This window comes from [Flexibacter] sp. ATCC 35103 (assembly GCF_001975985.1).
In the GTDB taxonomy this organism is placed as follows: domain Bacteria; phylum Bacteroidota; class Bacteroidia; order Flavobacteriales; family Flavobacteriaceae; genus Flavobacterium.
The window spans coordinates 73,719-96,801 of record NZ_MTQF01000009.1 but is presented as its reverse complement, the minus strand read 5'-3'; the positions used below and the strand labels follow the sequence as shown (position 1 = coordinate 96,801).

Sequence of the window (23,083 nt, the reverse complement as noted above, 5' to 3'; positions counted from 1 at the left end):
TGAATATAAAGAAAATTAGCCGCAAAGTGGGCAAAGCTTTGTCTCCCTAATCTTTACTCTTTCTTCTTTACTCTTTCTTCTTTCCTCTTTCCTCTTTCCTCTTTCCTCTTTCCTCTTTCCTCTTTCTTCTTCGAAACTCTGAATCTTTAAAAAATAAGCCGGGCGGTACAGGTATTCCTTCCCGACTTATTTTAACTAACCTAACCAAATTTATTGTTTATCCCACCAGATTCTGGTTGTCATTCTGTCTAATCCCTGACGACTTATTGCTTGTTGATAATTATCTGCATTTGTTAAAAGCTCAGACTGATCGTAGATTAATCTTCTCGGAATTGTTCCGTTTGTTTCTCCCGTAGGATCATTTACAGGAACTAAAACCGGATATCCTGTTCTTCTGTATTCTGAAAAAGCTTCAAAACCATTAAACAACAATACAATCCATTTTTGAGTGATAATCTGTTCGATTTTTTGAGCCTCAGTTCCAGCAATTTTAAAAGGATGAGCCGTCATATAAGTAGTGTATTCAGCAGGTGTAACCGCCGGTACTTTATCACCAAAAATAGTTAATACTTCCATCGCTGCTTTTACTCCGTTATCATAGTATTGTTGTGCACTTCCGCCAACGTTCCAGCCTTTTACAGCTGCTTCTGCCAATATATATTGAACCTCAGCATATGACATAATTAATGTTGGTGCATCTAAACGTAATACTGTAGAAGTATTTGGGTCTGAGAAAACTTTTTTGTCTCCGCCCGGAAAATCTTTAGCATCATTGGCAAGACCTTGTTGGTTTGCCGGATTGTTATCTCCGGTTGCTTCTAATTTAGCATAGATTCTTAAACGAGGATCGTTATTATTTTTTAACTGATCGATAAATGTTTTACTGAATTTTATGTTTGATTCTCCTCCGTTCAAATCATTTGTAACCCACGCAGAAGTAATAGGATTAGTTCTAACTCCTTGTGGACCTGAATCATGTTTTAAAACAAGACTGTCATCATTTGAAGCAAAAACACCTTTTGAAACTGCTTTTTCTACATATTCCTTAGCTTTGGCCGGATTTACTTTAGACAAACGCATGGCTACTCTAAGCATTACGGAATTGGCTAATTTTTTCCATTTGGCAACATCACTTTGGTAATATAAATCTGCTGCACCAACAAAACCTTTGTTCGCATCTAATGCTGTTCCGGCTTCGTCCAATTCTTTTAAAAGATCATTGTAAATCGCTTCCTGAGTGTCATATTTTGGAGTGAAAATATTTCCATTATATCCTTTTCCTGCTTCAAAATAAGGAACTTCTCCATAAGTATCCGTTAGTTTTTGAAACATTAAAACTTTCATGATTCTTAAAGCCTGAATTGCATTTGAATTTTCATCATTGTTTGGCAAAACCGACATTAACTGATAAATCTGGTTCAATCCTTTTCCATAAGATTCCCCAAAAAGGGCAGCTGAATATTCAGAAGAATAGGTATATTTTGAACCCGCTCCTCCTGGTGAAGAAAATTGCTGTACGATTTGTGCGGCATAAATATTATTTCCTCTTGTATTCGAAAAATCCTGACCGTCAACATAAATCTCAGCTAATGTAAACATCGATTTTACTGCAGGTTCTGTTAAGGCATTTGGATTCGTATTCATTTCTTCGAATCCTTTATCGCATGATGCTAATGTCATTGCACTAACAATTGCGACACAAAATATTTTAATATATCTATTTTTCATCTTTTTTATTATTAGAATTTGACATTAAGTGTTATACCATAATTTCTTGTCAAAGGCATAGAAGCTCTTTCAAGTCCCTGAGCATTGCTATTATTATAGTTTGACTCTGGATCGATATTAGGTACTTTGTCATAGATTGTCCATAAATTATGAGCAGAGAATGCTAAACTAATCGATTGGAAAGGTGTTTTTTCGATATACGATTTTGGAAAATTATAGCTAAAAGAAATGGCTCTTAACTTCACAAAATCAGCATCATATACAAAATTTGATGTTACATCGCTATAACTTCTCCAGTAATCATAAGCAGAAACAGTTGTGTTTACAGCATTTCCGTTTGTATCTGTTCCTGAAACAGCAACTCCGCCTTCACGACCAGCAAGCGAAGCTTCAGATAATCCGTAACGCATTCCTAATTGGTTTGTTGCAGAATAAATTTCTCCTCCAAATTTAGCATCTACAAAAACAGAAAGTGTGAAGTTTTTATAAGAGAAATCATTTGAAAGTCCCATTGAAGTTGGCGCAACACCTTGTCCTGCAATAATTAAGTTTCCTCTCAGGAATTTACCGCTTGGATCAAGTACAATGTTTCCGTTTGTATCTCTTAAATAATCATAAGCTTTGATTACACCAAAAGGCTGTCCTTTTTCTAATACGACAGAAGCTCTTGCATCTCTGTTATCGTCTAACAATTTTGTTGGAATTTTATCCGAAAGGTTGACAACTTCACTCTTGTTGTAAGCAAAATTATAACCAACACTCCAGCTAAAACTAGGTGTTTTTACTGCTTTTACATTTACGGCAAACTCAACACCCTGATTCAGGATTTCTCCCACATTGATTTTTGTAGTTCTGTAACCTGAAGCTTTAGAAATATCAGCATCAGCAATATCATTGGTTGTTCTTTTTTGGTAAAAAGTCAAATCTGTACTTAATCTGTTGTTGAAAAATGTATTTTCAAAACCAAATTCGATTGTACTTACATTATAAGGTTTTAAGAATTTGTTTGGAACTGTTTCTCCATTAACACCTAAAATTGGCTGACCTTGAGAATCAGTTTGTCCGTCTGGCGCAGTGTACGTTAATGATAAAGCATAAGCATCCGGCAAAGCTCCACCAACATTACCCCAACCAGCTCTAATTTTACCATAAGACATCCATTCCGGTAATTTAACTATTTCAGAATAAATAAAACTTGTACTCACAGATGGGTAAAAAGTACTGTTATTTGCCGGATCTAAAGTTGAAAACCAATCTTCACGACCTGTTAAACTAACATACAAGAAATCTTTATATCCTAAATCTGCTGAATAAAAAAGTGAATTTACTTCGCTTTCAGAAAATAATTTTTCTGTTTTTACAGGCTGAGTGTTTGCATAAAAATACTTGAACGGAACAATAAAGTTATTTCCTCTCATTTTAATACCACTCATTCTGTTATCCTGACGGTTTGCTCCAACAAAAGCATCCAAAGAAAGATTTTTAGCGATATCGCCTTTGTATCCTAAATAACCTGAAGCATTAAACTCAGAACGGTTTTGAACTGTGTTTTCATAAGCTCCACCCGGTGCATAGTTAATTCCGGTTGGTTCAATCTCTGTAAATTCATAATTAATATCATCAATCCCAATGACAGCTTTTGCGTAAATTTTATCGGTAATATTATAATTTACTTTTGCAGAACCTATAAAACGTTTTCTAAGATCGTTATTCAGGGTTTCCTGCGTTGCAAAGTAAGGATTTGTCTGATATACGTTTGATTGAAAATAATCTGCTTCTCCTCCATTTTCATCATATGCATTGTTGATCCATCTAATATCTGTTCCCGGAGTCATAAAAGTAACCGGAAAAGATGGGTTTCTTGGAGAGTCATTCAAATAAGGTCTGTTATGGCTTTTCTCAGAAATATACTGTGCGTTTGTCTCGATACTTACCTTTTTATTTGGTGCCGAATTTAAACTTAAAGTCACGTTATTTCTTCCAAAGTTAGTTCCGGGCAAAATAGATTCGTCTTTCGTATTTCCAAAAGATAACCTGAAATTAGTTGTTTCGTTTCCTCCGGAAATTGCTAAAGTATTACTGAAAGAATATCCGGTTCTGTAGAAGTTTTTAACATTATCCTGTCCGTAAGCCTGATATGGTCTTGTAATTCCATCGATACCAAGAGACGGAGTTCCATCATATTTATCTCCCCAGGCAAAATAGTAAGAATCTCCAAGTTCCTGTGCGTTTGCAAATCTTGTTGCAACACCATTTACAGGCGCTCCCGCTCCGTATTGATCTTGCCAGTGTAAAAGAGTTGCCGGTGTATTGAAGGTAGAATTTGTACTAAAATCTACTCCAATTCCTGTTCCGCTTTTTCCTTTTTTAGTCGTAATTAAGATAACACCATTTGATCCTCTGTATCCGTAAAGTGCAGAAGCGGCACTACCTTTAAGTACTGACATCGAAGCGATATCATCCGGATTAAAAGAGGACATTCCGTCTCCTTTATCAGCTCCTCCGTACATTCCTGCATTTCCTTGCTGGCTATTGTCTATCGGAATACCATCTACAACATACAAAGGCTGGTTAAGACCAGAAGCCGATGTTGCTCCACGAATTACAACACGGCTAGAACCTGAAGGTCCTGAAACCGGCGCAGAAACGTTAACTCCGGCAATTTTTCCCTGAAGGGCATTTCCTAAGTTGATTTCTTTATTCTTGGTCAGCTCATCTCCTTTTAATTCTCCAACTGCGTAACCTAAACTTTTCTTTTGTTTTTTAACACCAAATGAAGTTACTACAACATCTTTTAGTTCTTGTGTGTTTTCGATCAGGACAACGGCAACTCTGTTTTCATTTTCCTGAAGTACCACTAATTTTGATGCAAAACCAATAGATGATACGTTTAATGTAACCTTTCCTTCCGGAACATTCATTTTAAACCGGCCTTCCGCATCTGTAATTGCACTAAACGGTTTTCCCTGAACCTCTATCGATGCAGCAACAATTCCCTTGTTCTCTGCATCAGCCACTATGCCTGTTATTAATCGGTTTTGTGCAACAGCTCCTAAGCTGCTCAACAATACCATTCCTAACACTGCCAATATTCGTTTCATAAGCATTTTTTTTTGGTTATTTGTTTTGATTTTGTTTTAACGTGATTGTTTTTAAAAAATTAATAAAAAATTTGAACTCAATTTTAATACGGTATTCTAAGATCTCCATCTTTAAATACTATCCTTTTTATAGTAATATATTTGTACCCTGATTTCAAGAAATCGATATAGTAAACAGGTCAAAAAAATTACTGATTATTAGTTTGCTCTGTCTAAATTTTACTAAAACGATTTAGTAAAATGAGTAAAAAAAAACGAACGTTTCTTTTCTTTTTTATTTTGATTATTATCTTAAAATTAAATTGATTCTCTAACAATCAATTTACCTTTTTTAAGACTTTTTTCTACTTGAAATTTCTCCATATCTGTCATTTGGCTCATCAATAATTGTATCGATTTAACAGCAATATCTTCAATAGGCTGTGCTATAACACTAATTGCCGGTGTATGCAGTTTAAAGCTGTCATGATCATCAAAACTTATAACTGCAATATCTTCAGGAATCCTGATTTTCATTTGTTTAAAAGCCTGAAGACCTGCCAATCCCATATAATTTGTAAGAAATAAAACAGCATCAATATTTGGATTTTTTTCTAAAAAACCGGCTATTGTTGCAATTCTGGTTTCTTCATTGCTGTAGTAATCCATATGAAGCACAAGTGATTCATTATAAATTCCTGCTTCTTTTAGGGCGTCACGACAACCATCTTCTCTTAACTTCATCTGAATCATTTCTGATTCGTTATTGACAACTGCTATGTTTTTACGGCCTTTGTCAATTATAAATTTTGTAGCTGTATTAGACGCTTCATAATTATCCATTACAACATGACTTACTCTTTGTCCCGGAAAATACCTGTCGATTAAGACTACTGGTTTTTTCAGTTTTAAAAGAAGATCTATACTGTCTTCTAAATTTTCTGTTGGCGTGATAATAAAACCATCTACATTTGCCTGCAAAAGACTGTGTATCAATTCCTGAGAACGTCCGTCATCTCCTCCTGTACTACAGTAAAAAACTCTATAATCAATACTTTTAGCTTCATCTTCTATAACTCTGGCAAGATCTGCAAAGAACTGATTCGAAATATCTTCGACAATTAACCCAATAGATCTTGTCTTTCCGGTTCTAAGACTTGTAGCAATCATACTAGGTCTGTAATTAAGCTTTTCAGCAACTTGCTGCACTTTTTTAATCACAGCCGGGCTGATTCCCATTTTCTCGCCTTTATCATTAATGACAAAAGATACCGTTGATATAGATACTTGCGCCTCTGTGGCAATATCCTTAATAGTAATCTTTTTCATCTAAGGAGTTAATTTTTTATTAAGCTGTTATTAATTATATCACAAATATAAATAAAAATAGTTACTAAAACGATTTTGTAATTATTTTTTTAAACATATCATTTTTTTAAAGCTAATTACAAGCACAATCATCAGCAATTACAGGTAATTTTAATATTAATCGTTTTTTAAGACTTTACACCCTTATTCCCTTTTTAATATGAATAATCTGTTATTGAATATTAAAAAGTCGGAGAGTTTATAAAACAAAACCCTCCGACTCTTTTTATTTAGTTGAAAATTTAAGAAATATACACTTCTAAGATTGAGGCTGAACCTTCTAAAACATAACTGCGTATGTCAGCAGGAATCAAAACAGTATCTCCTTTTTTATATTGATAAGTCACATTTTCGTATCTAAGTTCAAAAGTACCTTCGATACACATATATACCGTAAAGGTTTCTCCGTTTTTACTTCCTTCAATCTTCCCGTCAAGCGGAATAAAATTGGTTGTAAAATAGGGGCAATCTACAATTACGTTAGATTGATTTACCTCTTTATCGTATTTTTTATGGGTATCTACTTTATTGTAATTGATAGCATCAAGTGCTAAATCTACGTGTAATTCTCTTTTATTTCCCTGAGCATCTACCCTGTCAAAATCATATAAACGATATGTAATATCAGATGTTTGCTGAATTTCTGCAACAACTAATCCTGCACCAATTGCATGAACAGTTCCGGTTTCTAAAAAGAAAACATCTCCAGCTTTCGCCTTTACATCATCAAGAATAGAAACTAAACTTTTATTATTTAGATTCTCCAGATATTCTTCTTTGCTTGAATCTTCTTTAAATCCTACAATAATCCTTGCATCCTGATCAGCCTGCATTACGTACCACATTTCTGTCTTTCCAAAAGAATTATGACGTTCCTTTGCCAGTTTATCATTTGGGTGAACTTGTATCGACAAATCTTCACGCGCATCAAGATATTTAAACAATAAAGGAAACTGATTCCCAAATCGCTCGTAAACTTTGGTTCCTAAAATTTCATTTGGTGATTCATTAATTAATTCTGTTAATGATTTTCCTTTTAATTCTCCGTTGGCAACTACGCTCACATCACCTTCTACAGTAGACAATTCCCAGCTTTCGCCGGTAATTTTAGACGTGATAGGTTTATTAAGAACTGTTTGTAATTTTTCGCCACCCCAGATTCTGTCTTTCAGAATTGGTTCAAATTGTAAAGGATAAATTTTTATGCTCATTTTTTTTATGTTTTTTAAATTAATATCTATTTTGTTTTTTGCCACGAATTACACGAATTTTCGCGAATTACTTTGACTCATTTAAATAATAAACGTGTTTAATCTGTTACTAATTTTTTCTCTCGCATATTTGGCAGATTAAGCAGATTTTTTTCAAACAACAATAAAAAATCCGTTTTTATCCGTGTTTCGCTTTAGTGAATCCGTGTCATACGCGTGCCATTTCTCAAACTTTTTTCTCTCGCAGATTTAGCAGATCAAGCAGATTTTTTTCAAACAGCAATAAAAAATCCTTTTTTATCCGTGTTTTCGCTTTAGCGAATCAGTGTCATCCGCGTGCCATTTCTCAAACTTTTTCTCTCGCAGATTTGGCAGATTAAGCAGATTTTTTTTAAACAATACTAGAAGAGAAAATCCCGTTTTTATCTGTGTTTTCGCTTTAGCGAATCAGTGTCATCCGCGTGCCATTTCTCAAAGAATTTATTTTATAGAAATAGCCACACCACCGCTTGAAGCTAATTTTTGTTTTAGTTTTGTTTTACTGTTTACAGTGACTTTTCGAATATTGTAGGATTGCGGATTGGTTTTGTAATCAGCCGTTTTTCCATCTTCATAAATTGTTGCTGTATATGATTTTCCTGCAGGTAAAAAACTAAAATCAATTGTAGCAATACGTGCATTTTCATCCGTGATTCCGCCTATAAACCATTCTTGTTTTCCCTTGGTCTTTCTGGCAATCGTAATATAATCACCTGGCTCAGCTTCCAGAATATAAGTTTCATCCCAATCGAGTGCAACATCTTTTATAAACTGAAATGCATCATTAAAACGCATATAATTCTCCGGTAAATCGGCAGCCATTTGCAACGGACTGTACATAGTAACATACAATGCCAATTGTTTGACAAGGGTTGTGCTCAGCTTATTCTTTTTAGATCCATAAACCGATAAATCTCCCTGAAAAATCCCCGGTGTATAATCCATCGGTCCGCCCATTAATCGTGTAAAAGGCAGAATTGTAGTGTGATCCGGATGAATTCCTTCCATAGATTCAAACTCAGTTCCGCGTGCTGATTCCTGCGCAAACCAGTTAGGATATGTTCTGTGCAAACCCGTAGGTCTAACGGCTTCATGAGAATCTACCATGATTTTGTGTTTAGCAGCTTCTTTGGCTACATATGTATAATGATTTACCATTTGCTGTCCGTCATGATGTTCTCCTCTCGGGATAATTGGTCCTACATATCCCGTTTTTACAGCGTTGTAATTATTATCGACCATGAAATTTAAAGCAGCATTTAATTGTCGCTCATATTCTGATGTGGAAGATGTTGTTTCATGATGCATAATAATTTTCACGTTCTTTTTACTGGCATAATCACTAAGATCTTTTACATCAAAATCCGGATACGCTTTTGTAAAACTATAAATGCGTTCTTTTTTAAAGGCCGTATTGTCTTCCCAACCCTCATTCCATCCTTCGACCAAAACAGCATCAAAACCATTTGTTGCTGCAAAATCTATATACTCTTTTACATGTTTGGTATTTGCTCCGTGCGTATTATTTGGTTTTAATTTAGAGAAATCCGTTGCTCCAATAACCACATCCTGATTGTCTGAATATGCCCATGTAGAACCTCCACCGGTAAAATATTCCCACCAAACCCCAATGTATTTTACAGGTTTAATCCAGGAAGTATCTTCAAAATCACAAGGATCGTTTAAATTTAAAATCATTTTTGAGGCCAGAATGTTTCTTGCATCATCACTTACAACAATCGTTCTCCAGGGCGTAAAACTCCCCGTTTGAATATATCCTTTATTACCAACTGCATCCGGAACAAGATGAGAACTTAGCGAAAAAGTTTTATCATCGACATTCAGGCACATTGCAGGATAGTTTTTCAGTGCTGCTTCGTGAATATTGATATAAAGATTATCATTTGTTTTAATCATCAAAGGCGTTTGAGTGGCAAGATTTTTAGTGGTCGATTGTGCTGCAAGCGGAACATGTGTAGCGTTGTAAACCAAAGCCTGCATCTGGGATATTTTTGATGTTGTATAACTGTATTCGTTTGTATCGTAATCTCCCGGAATCCAGAAAAGTTTATGATCTCCGGTTAAGTTAAACTCTGTTGTTTCTTCCTGAATGATAAAGTGGCGCAAATTATCCTGTACCGGAAATTCATACCTAAAACCCAAACCATCATTAAACAAACGGAAATAAATCGAAAGTTTTCGTTTGCTTTTTTCCTGTACAAGATCAGCACGTAATTCATTGTAGTGATTTTGTATTTCTTTTTGTTCGCCTAAAACGGGTTTCCATGTATTGTTTTCTGACTGAAACTTTGTTGCTGCTATCTCAAAATCTTTATTCAGCAAGATGTCAGACTTTATAACAAAGCCCAATTTGCTTTCTTTAAGCACTTCTTTATTCTTATAATTAAGGGAATAAATTGGCGTTCCTGATGCATTTAAACGAAATGTCAAAGTCAAATTTCCATCAGGAGATTTAAGTTCCTGTGCATTTATAAATGCAGTAGAAATAATACTTAGAAAGAACGTTAAGAATATATTTTTCATAATAATAGAAAGTTTCAAGAATTGCTAAATCGATTTAGCAAACATAATAAAATTTATGAAATGGAATAACCCAAAGGAGAAAAAATCGGGAATTATGGTTTTTTCTCTTTTAAATAGTCAAAAAAATTAGACAAATAATATCTTCCATTTTAAATGAAAAACTTCTGATAACAGATTTATTTAATTCATTATTCCTTTATATTTTGAGAATCGGCAATTAGAATTTCATTAAGTTCACTTAACAATTCAAATTCATCCAAAGGAAACATTCAACATAATGCTATATATAGTATTTACCTATTTGCTTTTCCCCTTTCAGGCAATCCAACTTTTAATTTAATTCATAGTGCGATGCACTACGCTACTGCTTTTTAAGCTTTCAGCTTATTTGGTAAAGACTTTAAAAACTTTTGTTTAGAAATCAGGGTATTGCTGTTTATATCTGATTGATAAAAAATTTGTTTTTATCATCTAATAAGGTCGAAAAAACATGAAACAAAAAAAGACTTCCCAATTAAGAAAGTCTTTTTTTATTTAAGCAGCGTAAATTTGGCTTAAGCCATAAACAAAGTCGCTTTATTATAATTCGAATAATAAATTATAACTAAAATTTGAATGGTTCTTTTAAAGATAGCTAATGTCTTATTTTGTCACTTTTAAAACTTATTAAGGATTTTTTAATGAGTTTTTATTTGTTAATTGCGAGTTAATTTTAATAAAAAATTATGAAAAAAAGATATGTTTTATTTATCTCAATCCTAAGTTTGGGATTATTTTCTGGCTCATGCAGCAAAGATGAATCCGGTAGAGAAGAAGTTGATGTAATTGACAAAGTAGTGGAATCGGGAAAATTGCAATTTGATGTTGATGGAAAAACTTTTGTTTCTACAACTGTACAGGCAATAGTAAGTGTAAGTTCAATTGCAGAGGCTAGTTATATTTCGATTAGTGGACTAAGTTCAACAAATGGAGGTTTCGTTCAAATTACTGTACCTTCTTCTAAAGTAGGGACTTATACCTTAAAAAAGAATTTAAGTGGGGCAAAAAGTAATTTAACACTAGCTTATAGTCCAACATCTGCTGAATACAGTGCTTTTATAGGTCTTGCAGAAGAAGATGCTATTAGTGAGTTTAATGCTTTTGATTATAAAGATACTGCCAGTATAATTATATCATCTATAGATACAAAGACGAAAAAAATATCCGGAACATTCCAGTTTACAGGAATAAGATCTAATTCGAATAACAAATTAGAAAATAAAATTATTACTAAAGGTTCTTTTAAAGATATTTCTTTTACTAACGCTATTCCTATTGTAAATAACAATACTTTTTCTGCAAAATTAGATGATACAGAATATGTTAGTGCCAATGTAACTTCTAGTTCAATTATGGGAAAAATAGCTATTGCTGCTATAAGAGGAGGTGTTGAAAGCATTATAGTGAATTTACCGGGTACTGTTAAACCAGGTACCTATGATATTAGTATTGAAAAGTCATATGATTATAGCTTAATGTATATCAAGAATGCTACTGAAAAAGGGGTTTTTAATGCAGACTCCGGAACTATTGTTATTTTAAGTCACGATACTACTAAAAAAACAATTAGCGGAACTTTTAGTGCTTCTTTTAAATCTTTTCTGACGACAGAGAAACATGAAGTTAATAAGGGAGCTTTTACTATTTCTTATTAATTGCAATTCCATAAACAATAAAAAGTTTCCCGTAAAAGAGTTGCTTTTATTGGATTATCTTCGTGATAATCTCGCATTATATAAAACACAAGACCTCGCAGAAAATGCGAGGTTTTTTTTATGCCTTATCGATAGACTTTACGTATTTATTTTTCTAGACCAATAGATAAACCACACCAAAGCTATGTTACATAACAAGTCATTATAGTGCAAGCCGTTCCGGTACGCTTCGCCTTTCACTATAAACTCATTATGTAAAATATCTCAGTTCCTTAAGACCTCTACAAACCCCGACGCTGCTGCCCACGCACTACGAACCTTTATTATTTTGCTCAATCGCCGCAAAGGGCTATGCATTTTTTTGAAATAATGCCAGAACATTTTCTTTTTAATTGAAATATAAGATTGGCATTCTTTCAAAAAAAAAGCAACCCATTTCTAGGTTGCTTTTTTTTGTATGCGCTTTGTGGCTTATCGTTGCGGGCGCAAAGTCAGAGACGTTTGCGCAGCCGTGCTACAGACTTTGCGGAGCGGGGTTAATTTTTTCTAAAAATCCATTTAGAAGAAGTTCCTCGAATTTAAAATCTTCTAATTCATCTGTAAAATCTATAAGAGTATAAATGTTTCCTTCGTTTTTATCTATGATAAGAGGTAGATTACCAGCCAATGCATAAGAATTGTTATCATTGATTAAATATTCAAATGAGTTATAGATAAAAAACATAAAATCATGAAAATCATAAAAATAATCATCATTGATTTTTAATTTTACCCCTACTTCTTTTTCCATTTCTAATAAAACGGTGTTTATTCTATTATATGCAATTTCTTTATTAATCATATTTCGTTTAATTTGTTGGTAAAAATTTCAAATTTTTGTAATCACTAATATTAGCCGCTTTCCCTGTCTGTCCATCCAGATATTTTATTGCTCCTTTTTGGTTAACAACATTAAAAACGTGACCTCCATATTTACCTTCTCCATATATTATTCCTCTTTTACCAATTGCCAATTCTTCTAATTTTGAGACATTGGTATTTACAAATTTCGTACCGTAATGTTTTTCTAAAACAGATATTGATACAGGTCCACTTGTATATTCTCCTAATGGAGTAAGTGCTTTTGGCATAGCAGTACTTTTTACTCCCTGTAATGCTAAATCTGTTGAAATTACACAATTAGTACAATTCATACTCCCTAATTTAGCACCATCAATTGAGCGATTTATGTTAGCTATACTTCCTGCAACAGGCTTAGTAGTTACTCCTTTTTCTGCTGCTTCAACAGCAGGTTTTAGAAGTTTATCTGCATTTTTTAAAGTTACTACAGTTAGTTTTGATTGAACAAATTTAGTAGCAGATTGATATAATTTAGTTCCTGCAATATATGCTCCAACTAATTCGCCACCCATGAAATCTACAATAAAGCCACTTCCACTAAAACCACTCCTTGCGTCATTAAAAATCTTATAGTTTTTACTGTCAGCATAATTAGTTACGTTATCATCTTTTGCCATTAACTTAACATTCGGGTCGAAGCTGTCAGTGTCATATCTGGTGTATTCCAAACCTTCCAACTCTCTACCGTCTATTACCCTATTCTCACTAAATGCATAAGAACTATTGTGAGGGTATTGTCTAAATAATGGGTCAATGGCAAAGAACCTTCCAACTCTCGGATCATGCATCCTAAAAGTATAGTTCATCGAGTTCCCGTCACCGCCTTTTATCTCATTATCCTTCTCCTGACCTTGGAAGCCATAACGATATGATTCTGAGCTGCCATATCTGGTTGGCACTTGCATCCCGAAAGGGTAATAATCAGAATAACTAAGAACGTCTGGCATGAAAATGTTTCCTGCCAAAAGGCTTCGATCTGTAATTACAGATAACACATTGCCTAAATGATTCGACAACTCATATTGTTTGTCTCCTACAAAACGATACGCAATTACAGGAGAACCAGCCACCGCAGCTTTACCTTCGCCCTGCGCTAATCCTTCGCAAACATCGCCAATTCCATTTTTGTTGGCATCTTCTTGTAATGGGTTGTATATTGTTGGGCAATTATCGCATACGTCGCCTATGCCGTCTCCATCTGTATCGATTTGGTCAGCGTTAGCAGTAAATTTACAATTATCACAGGCATCTCCCACACCATCTCCGTCGCTGTCAAGCTGGTCAAAGTTAGGGATATATTTACAATTGTCACACGCGTCACCAATATTATCACCATCAGTGTCTTCCTGCAATGGGTTAAATACATAAGGGCAATTGTCTTTTATATCGAGTATGCCATCTCCATCGCTGTCATCAGCTCTTGAACCACAATAGGTCTGCGAGAAAATATCACTACTCAATTTAGCCTCTTGTCCTGTCGTAGCGGTTGCTTTTATGCCACTTCCTTCATCAAAACCAAAATAATTAGTTTGTATATCCTCTGGTTCCTGACCATTATCTACTCTGAAACTAAAATCACATATTTCGGCTTTAATAGCATTATATTTCTCGGTTTTACCAGGACGATGGGTAATAGAGGTATGTCCTACAGAGTTTTGCGGTAGTATAATATGAAGATCCTCAGAACCTCTTCTCATCCCTATATTATTAACTCCATCGTGATCTAAAGTGAGATTACTGGTGGTCTTGTATTCATTGCCGTTCAGGGTTATGGTAACAATATATTCGTCAGTATTTATGTCGTTTACTATTTGTACTTTTAAATCCCATTCGTCTTCCGGAATAGGTGGCGAAATAATTTCATAGCGAGTCGTGGTTTGATAACTTCTAAAACTAAATTTAGATTTTTCATATCTATGATGGTCCCTTCGGTATTTTATAAGTGAGACTACGGGCTTATAACCCATATCTGTTTTATTAACTGATACTAAAACTGAACTTAAGTAAGAATATGCACGATCTCCCGGCCATGATTCTCCTTCTTGGTTTTTACCATGTAAGGCCGCTATCAGACCATCAGCACTCGTACTTTTAGAGTCAATTTTCAAGTGTCCTGTAAGGGTTATCGATTCGGTTTTAGAAGTCTCGTTTTTAAATAAATTAATGGTGTTTTCCGGTTTTTCTGTCCATTTTGCACTGGCATCTTCTGTACTAAAATTTAAACCGGATTGATTGGTATTAATCTCCTTGTCTTGCGTTAGGGGACTTTGAAGAGTTCCTGAGAGTCTTACTCCTGATTTAAGAATACTTTGCACATTATCTGCAGTGATTTCCTTTCGTCCTTTTTCGACTCCTAAACGGCTGCTGCCATAAATATCCTGTTCTACCAGATAATATTTAAGCACAGTTCCTTGTTTTACCATTTCGTAGGTGCTCAGGACATTGCCTTGTGCATCACGCTGGTAATAGGTTGTTGTGGCATTAGTACCACTGGTAACTGTTTTGGCAACTCTGTTGCCCAGACCATCGTACTCAAAGCTTATTACGACTCCGTTATTTTTGGTTACCTTTTTTACTTTTCCGTCTACGCGCCATTCAATTTTTAAACCCTCTTGTCTGTCTGCGATTAATTGCCCTATATCGTCATAACCATAATTATCAGCAGTCTGGTTGTCTATATCAAGGGAAGTATCGTTGAGGTTTTTGGGATCGTTGGTAAAGACGCCATTAGGCACAGCATCATTTACATGGCGCAATTTATTGGTACCGTTGGTATAATTATACGTTAACTGATCCATGAGTGTAATTACTCCGTTAGGCAATGATGCCCAGCGATTTAGAAAAGTAAGGTTTCCGTTGCGGTCATAGCTATAATTTGACTTGTACCCGGTTGTTGGGGCATTTGTAGTTAAATTTTGATTGTACGAAATAGATTGGGATGTCATTTCTTTTATCCTGTTTAACTGATCGTACTTGTAATAATTAAACTGTGTCGAAATTGGTTTTTGCTGGTTATCCAATAATGATGTTACCATTTCTTTAATGTTTCCATTGTAGAGATTGGCATTTTGCTCCAGTTTATCGTTTTTGCTAAAACTAAAGATTGTATTGTCTCTGGTATTAAATCTTGATTGATAATCGCCTTTGTAGTAATTCAGGGCAAAGCCAAAGGCATCCTGAGCGACATTTAAGCCATCTTTACCAGCATCGTATTGTGAGCCAATTCTCTCTGAGTTCACTGCTTTTAGCCAGCCTTGCAGGGTATAGATATAATCAAGACCCTGTACTTTTTTGTCACCAATTTCTACACGTGCCAATGGTCCGTGATCATAATAGAGATAATTCGCTTCTTTCTCCCAGATTACATTATCCTTGCTGGTATATACTTGTTGTATCCTGTTGTCTGCATCATATTCATAACGATGTATAAACTGGTCTTTGGCACTATTGGGCTGATAGGTAACTTTATTTACATTGCCGCTTATCAGGTCATAATCGTAGACTACTTTTTTAAGTTCTTGTTTAAGCTGGGTTAGTTTAGTATTATTATTTGTATGATATATTAACTCTTTTACGTTTCCGTGTACATCATAATCGTATACGATTGCATTGCTATAGTTATCGTATGCTTTTACCTGGGTTATTTCGGCTGTTAAAGTATCGTAATACAATACTGCGGTTACTCTTTTATGGCAATTATCAACACCATAAGCTGTAAACCATTCGCTGGTATTTGCAATTGGAGTATCATATACGGTTTTGGTAATTTGATCCAGTGCTATGGTAAGGTTATAAGGATACAAATCTAAAACAGCATCAACTGGCACAAGATTTACAGTATTTGTAAAAATCAGTCTTCCGTTGTCATTAATAGTCAATGCAATACCACTTTTAACTATAAATTGTCCTGCTTCGGTAATCCTGCCCAAGCCATCATAACGGGTGTAACTAAAACGTTTCGTCTTTATTTGTTCTGCATTTTGAGAGGCTACAACTCTTCCTAATGCATCGTATGCAAATCGGGTTATTTTTCCGTCAGGTGTATTTTGCCACACTAATTGGTTTAATGAATTGTAACGGTATTGTGTCTGCATCGTATGTTTTGGTGCTACATCGATGCCATTGACTTGTGTTAAATCCTCTTTTTCAGTATTGGTTTCGCGAACTTCGTTTATCGCTGCATCAGAATTTGGCAATAATCTTTGTACACCTTGTGGCGGAACAGTCTGAACTAGATTTCCTGCCTGATCATAATAATACAAGGTATATTGATATTCTTTGTCCCAGGAAGTCTGCGTTAGCGTTTCATTTACTCCCTCGAGTGAAGCCTGAAGATAATGTTGCTTAAATTCTTCTTTTTTTCTGGCATAAAAAGCCTGTTCAATTTGTTGTTTGTTCGATTCTTTTACAGTATTTGCATATATTTCGCAAGGTGTCCTGGTTTCAGAAGTAGTAACTTTCAGGCTAAATGTTGGTGCCATAAGTGCCGGTACACATAGATTATTATTTACTACATAGTTGTCTGCATATTGGTTCCATTTTAAAAGTTCCTCGGTTTCTGCTGTTTTCTGTTCTGATATATAACTGGCATATAAATCAATTATTGACGCGGTTTTTGTATTACCATATCTCAGTTTGGTTGCACAAAACTCTGCAATTGTTACAAAAAGCGGGTTTTGTATTGTTGTTATTTGCAGCTTGGTTAAATAAGCAATATAATCAGTGCTGACATATCCAAAATTAGCCTCACAGAAAAAATTAGCGTCTTTAGTTAATTTTTCAGGGACTTCATAATTAGCCACTTTAGCAATTATTGCTGTCTTAAACTCATTCCATTTATCACCACAGATAATTGGAGGAACAGTTGGAGGAACGCAGAATGTATTACAGTTTGTAACTGCCGGAGTTGCGGTTAGTCTTGATTTTAAAATAGTTTTTTGTGCATTCAGAATAGTAATTACATTACCTTCATCATTGACATAGCTTGAACTTATAATATTGTCATTCGTATTGCTATACGAACTTTTTAATAGGTTTTTTGTCGTATAAGCCGTTAAAAAATCACATATTGACCCAACACCTGTATGGGTAGGGCTAATCAATACAGCATTGTTTATGTATATGTCATTTAAGGTAAAAGTTTCGTTATTATTATTTGTATAATTAATGGAACAATACTGAGATTCTGTAATCTCAATATTATTAAATTTTTTGACTGCCAGATTATCAGGATTTGATATTATGATATAAGCCTCTAAAACATTCTTATTATTGTAAAAATTTATGTAAGTACTTCCTCTACCTATTTTAACTATAAATTTAAAAAGTTCGATATCGTCGATATAGGGATTTTCAAATACTTTAATTTTATTCCAATAATTTCTAAATGCCTGAAAATTCTCAATCAATTTAGAATTATTAATAAAACGAGTCATTTTAACCGCATTGGGGTTATTAAAAGAGTTTTGTAATGAATTTAATGTCTCGTTTGTTATTGCTTCATTTAAAGCTTCTTTTAAATTTTCTTCATATATATATTCTTTATCACCGCTGTTACATACATTTATTTTTGGAGGTGAAACTTCTCCACACAAATCACCAAAACCGTCACCATCATGATCCCATTCTCCACAAGGCGAACAACAACTAAAATAAAGAGGATTTTTATTACCAGTGGTGATTATTGAAGTGATTTGTCTTTTTGAGAAAAGACCTGGTTTTCTAACCGTTAGCTTTAAAATATTGTATTGGTTATTTTGCAAGTCGCCTATGGCAATATTGATAATAGGATCTACTCCTAAGCTATAACCTTCAAAGTGTATTACAAGACGGTTTTGATCATTGACAGTAATACTAATGCCGTTGGTATTATTTTTCCATTTTACAACATCACCTTGTTTAATGCCAAAATAGGTATAGAGATAACCGTTTGTAAAAGCAGTATTGGTGGTAAGATCTACTTCATTATTGCGAATTATTCTACTGTTTTGCAGATTGAATACAAGGCTTTTAAAAGCACTATTAAATTTCTCTTTTTTATCACAGGGTGCAATCGCTAATTCGTCGCATCCATTAATATTTGCTTTGGTAGTACCTTCGATAATTATTTCTTCGGGAGAAGTGCAATTATCTGTACCACTTTTTCTTTTTACAATGGCCAGAATCTGGAATTTATATACTTTATCGATTGTACTATATTCAGGTAAAGCATAAATATTTTTGAAACCAATAATATCTTCCCAATTTACAGACACATTTGTACCACAGGCATTTTTATAATTTTTATTTATAAATCTCAACTGAATAGGAGTTGCAATATCATTGTTCATGTAGGTAAAACCAATATTAAGATTACCCGAAGCATCCTGAGTAGCTTTAATTTTTGGGGTTTCACCAGCGGTTTCTAAGTTAAAATCTGAGTTTATTTGTGCATTGAACAAGTACTTAGTTAAATAGGGCATACTCGAAGTCTTTAAGCCATTTATCAATAGTCCCTGTTTTTGAATCGTAGGATCGAGTAATCCGTTTAAGAAAAATTCTAAATCGATTGCTCCCGGGCATTTGCCAGTTTCCAGATACATTCCGGTTTCGGCAGTTGCTTTGGCTGCAGCCATAACCTGTGTATCTGTAAGTGCTGAGTCAAAACCATAATCTGCTGGAACGAATCTTTTTTCTTTGGTTGCATAAAAAGAAGAGGTCACATCTGAACATGCCAGCTCAATTCCTCTACTGGCAGGAGTTGTATTAGGGAGTGCAGGAATCTGTGGAATAGTATTTATTAATCTGGTAAGATTTTCATAATTGTTTGGCCTTGCAACTGTATACTTTTTGAATAGGGTAAAAAATGTATCTGAGCTTTCGGGATTACCAATACAATCATTATAATTATTTTTTTGAGAGGCATAAATATGAGAGAATACTGTTCTGGTTTTTTGTTTAACAGCGGTATAATTTGTTCTGAAATTCAGCCATATTTTTTGTTTTAAATAAATATCACTCATGCTGTTAATGTCACTTAACAACTTAGTATTTGTTTTATTTATAAATTCTTCATAGTCAGAATCAGCTGCAATCCCATTAGAATAAACAGCCAAATAATAGGCAACCTGAAGCATGGTCATGTTTTTACCATTTGGCAAAGCGATACCGTCATAATTTAGATTTAAAGCTTCTCTCATTAAATCTTTACGAAGCTTAAAATCAGTATCTGTTTCTATAAAATTTGCTGAGTTATAAAAGGGATCACTATCATTACTTTGAGAATCAACATTTAAAAGTTTCGATATTATTCCATTAGATGTAAATATGGTATTATCACTAATTGTTTCGGTTTCGGCATCATAATAATCCATGTTGCTTAATGTTTCGTCAAACCCATCTGAATTATAGCCTGCACCGTTTATTTTACTACATAAAGCTGCATTATAAATATAATACTGGTATTCCGGATGAAAAGGTAAAAGAGCATTTGCCCAGCTCGGCCTCCATAGATGAATAAAATCAGATACATATCGTAAATCCTCAGGTTGTATCAAAAATATATTTGGATCATTACGAGTAGGATCCTGATCTTCCGGTTTTAATATCATCCCCTCTTTTATACTGGGACTGTAAATACCTTCTCCCACCAACTCTACTCTAACCTTAGAAATAACCCCGTCTTCTTCATAAGATTTAAATGGTTTTCGCCAGCTGTAATTAGATATTTTTATTTCCTCATCTTTATTCGTTTCCGGATTAATCTGGGTCACTACAATATATCCACCATATAATAATTGGTTATTATCATTAAAGATACTTAAAGGATCTATTTCTGTATTATTTACAAAATCTTCGCTGGTATGATTATCTTCCAGACCTTGTACGGAGCCATATTGCCCATGCGGACTAACATCTTCCAGAAGCGAATCCAGATTAAGACTGCAAATATTAATTGGTTGTTTACACATTTCCCTACATTCAGAGAGGTGTTTTCTAAATTCAAATTTAAATCCGGCTACTTTAGCCACTATTTCTTTTTGATCGATCTCAGGATTTACAAATTGTGAACCGTTATGTGTAAAAGTGGTTACAAAAAATGCATTCAGGTTTTTAAGCATATATTGTTTTTCGGCTGTATTTATATAAGATTCTCTTGCGGTAATATTACCCAGATCATCTTCATCAACCGATAATTTCGATTGAAAAGCTTCACATTCAGCAACGGTTAAATTATCACATACCAATGATTGTTCGCAACTTTTGCAGGTTACATTACAATCATCAGCAGTAACATCTGCTTGTAACGATGACAGATCGGGCAGGCATATTTTGTTTGCGATTAATTGGTCTATATAATCATCGGCATATTGATTTAATGCATCCTGATTTATCCTAAGATTTTTACTTAAAGAATAAGATCCTATCTTTAGGAAATTACCTAAATATTCTCCTTTATATTCCTTATTTGTTACACTTAAAGAGGTTGCATTAAAAGAGTTGTCGTTATATACGCCAATTTTTGAAACTAATGAATCAGTTCCCGTAAGTAATTCATTTGCACAATCATCCTTCAAGCTTAGGGATAAATCATAAACAAATGGATATTGTTTTGTGTTTAAACAATTATCAGTGTAGGAACCTTTGGTTTTATTAAATGTGTAATTAAATTTTATTTCACCTTCTTTTTCAACGTTCACTGAAGTATTCAATTGAATACCATCTTTCTTTATATCATTATTGCCAGATGCGTATTTATCATTATTGGCCAGTAAATTGGTGGTTGTAATTGCATGTAAACCAGTATTTGCTTCATCATCCAGGCACATTAATATATCATTATTATCTCCTGCAAGTGCAGTTGCCACTGTTCTTCCTTGTGGATCAAGGTAACTTACACTAATTTGTTTATTGGGATCAACAACGATGTTCTTCTTGTATCGGGCAAAATCCCCTACTTTATAGCCAAAAAGTCTGTTTAGTTCTTTTTGTTCAGGTTGTCCATAAAAATATTGCATTTCATGCCCTTTACCAATTTGATGGTCTAATCCTACGCCTCCTTTTTTCTTGATTCTGCCAGTATTGTCGGGAGTATATTCTATCTGCGAAAAAGGAAATCCGTTGGCATCCGGAACTAAATCCTGGTAATTTTCCTGACGCAGATTATTTGAGGAATAGTATTTACTTGCACCGGCAATATTCGACATTTCGAAAGCAGATTCAGAATCGCAATTCAAAACTGTTGGACTATCCCAGTCAAAATCATTGTGGGTGTAAATTGAGTTTTTAGAATTTTTATTCAGATCACTATAAAAGCGAATTCCGGAAGCTTCAATAGGAGCTGGTAACACTTCGATCGCAGCTCTCCCTTGATTATCATAGATTACTTCACCAACAATGGCTTTATTGTTAGAGTTTATCCTGGTTACGGTTTGGCGGTTGCGTAAACTTCCGTCAAAATAACTTACCACTTCCTTCTTTTTTCCGTCTTCGGCAAAAGAAGATTGGTATTGCCAGTTTTTTCCGGATTCATGTGTCTGATCTATTTCGACTATATGCGACCAGTCACTAACGAGTTTAAAAGAACCGGTCAGTCCAGAAGACCAGGTTCCATAAAAAAATTTGTCTGTGTTGTCAAGAAATCGACCTATAGGCCTTACACGATATATCAAATAACCATTAGAATACACAAGAGGAATTCTATAAATAGTATTTCTGGTTTGAATTCTTGTACTGTTTAATTTAAAATCCTGCTCTGTTAAAGGTATTTGACTGGTAGAGAGTTTTCCGCCATTTATATTATAATTGTCAATCCAGCTCCATTCAAGTTCGTATTCTACTGCCGGAGATTTGATGTCTCTGGTCCAGTTAATTACTAGTTCTTCAGCACCGTCACTAACTTTAGAAACTTGCAATTCGTTTGTACCATTGTATTTTATAAATTTATGAGACAACGGAAAAACAGACGTTGATTCTGTAGCACTCACTTGCATGTTGTAATACCTGTATGTATTGAATTTTAATTCTAAATAAACTGAAGAATTAGAAACTGTTATAAGTGCATCATTGGAATTATAATATTTTATTGATTCTACTTTTACATCTGCTTTATGTATTCCCGGTAATTGATATACAGCATAATCATTTAGTTGCGCTCCTTTGGTTATATTATCATGCTTTATCTTTAGGGTTATCAAAAAAGGATTCGCATATGTTTTTTCCTGATTCTTGCTATCCTTATAAGTAGTGAGTATATTTCCGGCCGTGCCATATGGTGTAATTTTTAATAAAATTTCACTATAATATACATCAGACTGAGTATCATTATATCCAAAATGAATTGATACCGCGGGATTAATAGAGGCAAAAACATTGTGCTTATCTAAGTCTGTAAATTTTGGATCTGTAATATGAAGAATTGGCAGACTATTTAGCTGACTTCCTACTTTTCGATCTCCTAAAAACTCTTCTTGTTGCCCAAATGAAAACAATGAAAACAGTGTAAATACAAATGTTATTAAATACTTGTTGATATGCATGT

The 23,083-nt window shown here is 34.2% G+C and carries 8 protein-coding genes; 1 reads left to right on the top strand and 7 read right to left on the bottom strand.

Annotated elements, in window-relative coordinates:
- Positions 1–210: 210 nt before the first annotated feature.
- The 5 genes from BXU01_RS18300 to BXU01_RS18280 all read right to left on the bottom strand — a co-directional run bounded on the left by BXU01_RS18300 (position 211) and on the right by BXU01_RS18280 (position 9,970).
- Positions 211–1,728 carry a SusD/RagB family nutrient-binding outer membrane lipoprotein gene (locus BXU01_RS18300; protein ID WP_083694541.1) on the bottom strand — a complete coding sequence of 506 codons (1,518 nt, stop codon included), beginning with the start codon at positions 1,726–1,728 and terminating at the stop codon, positions 211–213.
- Positions 1,729–1,739: 11 nt separating this feature from the next.
- Positions 1,740–4,829 carry a SusC/RagA family TonB-linked outer membrane protein gene (locus BXU01_RS18295; protein WP_255373801.1) on the bottom strand — a complete coding sequence of 1,030 codons (3,090 nt, stop codon included), beginning with the start codon at positions 4,827–4,829 and terminating at the stop codon, positions 1,740–1,742.
- 297 nt (positions 4,830–5,126) lie between these two features.
- Positions 5,127–6,137, bottom strand: a complete 1,011-nt coding sequence (locus tag BXU01_RS18290) for a LacI family DNA-binding transcriptional regulator (RefSeq protein ID WP_083694546.1) — start codon at positions 6,135–6,137, stop codon at positions 5,127–5,129.
- 281 nt (positions 6,138–6,418) lie between these two features.
- The gene (locus tag BXU01_RS18285) at positions 6,419–7,387 is read right to left on the bottom strand and encodes a type I phosphomannose isomerase catalytic subunit (RefSeq protein ID WP_083694574.1); all 969 of its coding nucleotides are present in this window, start codon (positions 7,385–7,387) and stop codon (positions 6,419–6,421) included.
- 480 nt (positions 7,388–7,867) lie between these two features.
- Positions 7,868–9,970, bottom strand: coding sequence for a glycoside hydrolase family 97 protein (locus tag BXU01_RS18280; RefSeq protein WP_083694548.1), 2,103 nt, complete (start codon positions 9,968–9,970; stop codon positions 7,868–7,870).
- A gap of 725 nt (positions 9,971–10,695) precedes the next feature.
- On the opposite strand from BXU01_RS18280, the gene BXU01_RS18275 reads away from it, so the two are divergent.
- Complete coding sequence (locus BXU01_RS18275; RefSeq protein WP_083694551.1) at positions 10,696–11,664, top strand: DUF6252 family protein; 969 nt, start codon at positions 10,696–10,698, stop codon at positions 11,662–11,664.
- Positions 11,665–12,178: 514 nt separating this feature from the next.
- Here the strand turns inward: BXU01_RS18275 and BXU01_RS18270 are convergent.
- Together BXU01_RS18270 and BXU01_RS18265 are read right to left on the bottom strand one after the other, a co-directional pair.
- The gene (locus BXU01_RS18270; protein WP_083694553.1) at positions 12,179–12,505 is read right to left on the bottom strand and encodes a hypothetical protein; all 327 of its coding nucleotides are present in this window, start codon (positions 12,503–12,505) and stop codon (positions 12,179–12,181) included.
- 7 nt (positions 12,506–12,512) lie between these two features.
- Positions 12,513–23,081 carry a thrombospondin type 3 repeat-containing protein gene (locus BXU01_RS18265; protein ID WP_123774109.1) on the bottom strand — a complete coding sequence of 3,523 codons (10,569 nt, stop codon included), beginning with the start codon at positions 23,079–23,081 and terminating at the stop codon, positions 12,513–12,515.
- Between the last annotated feature and the right edge of the window lie 2 nt (positions 23,082–23,083).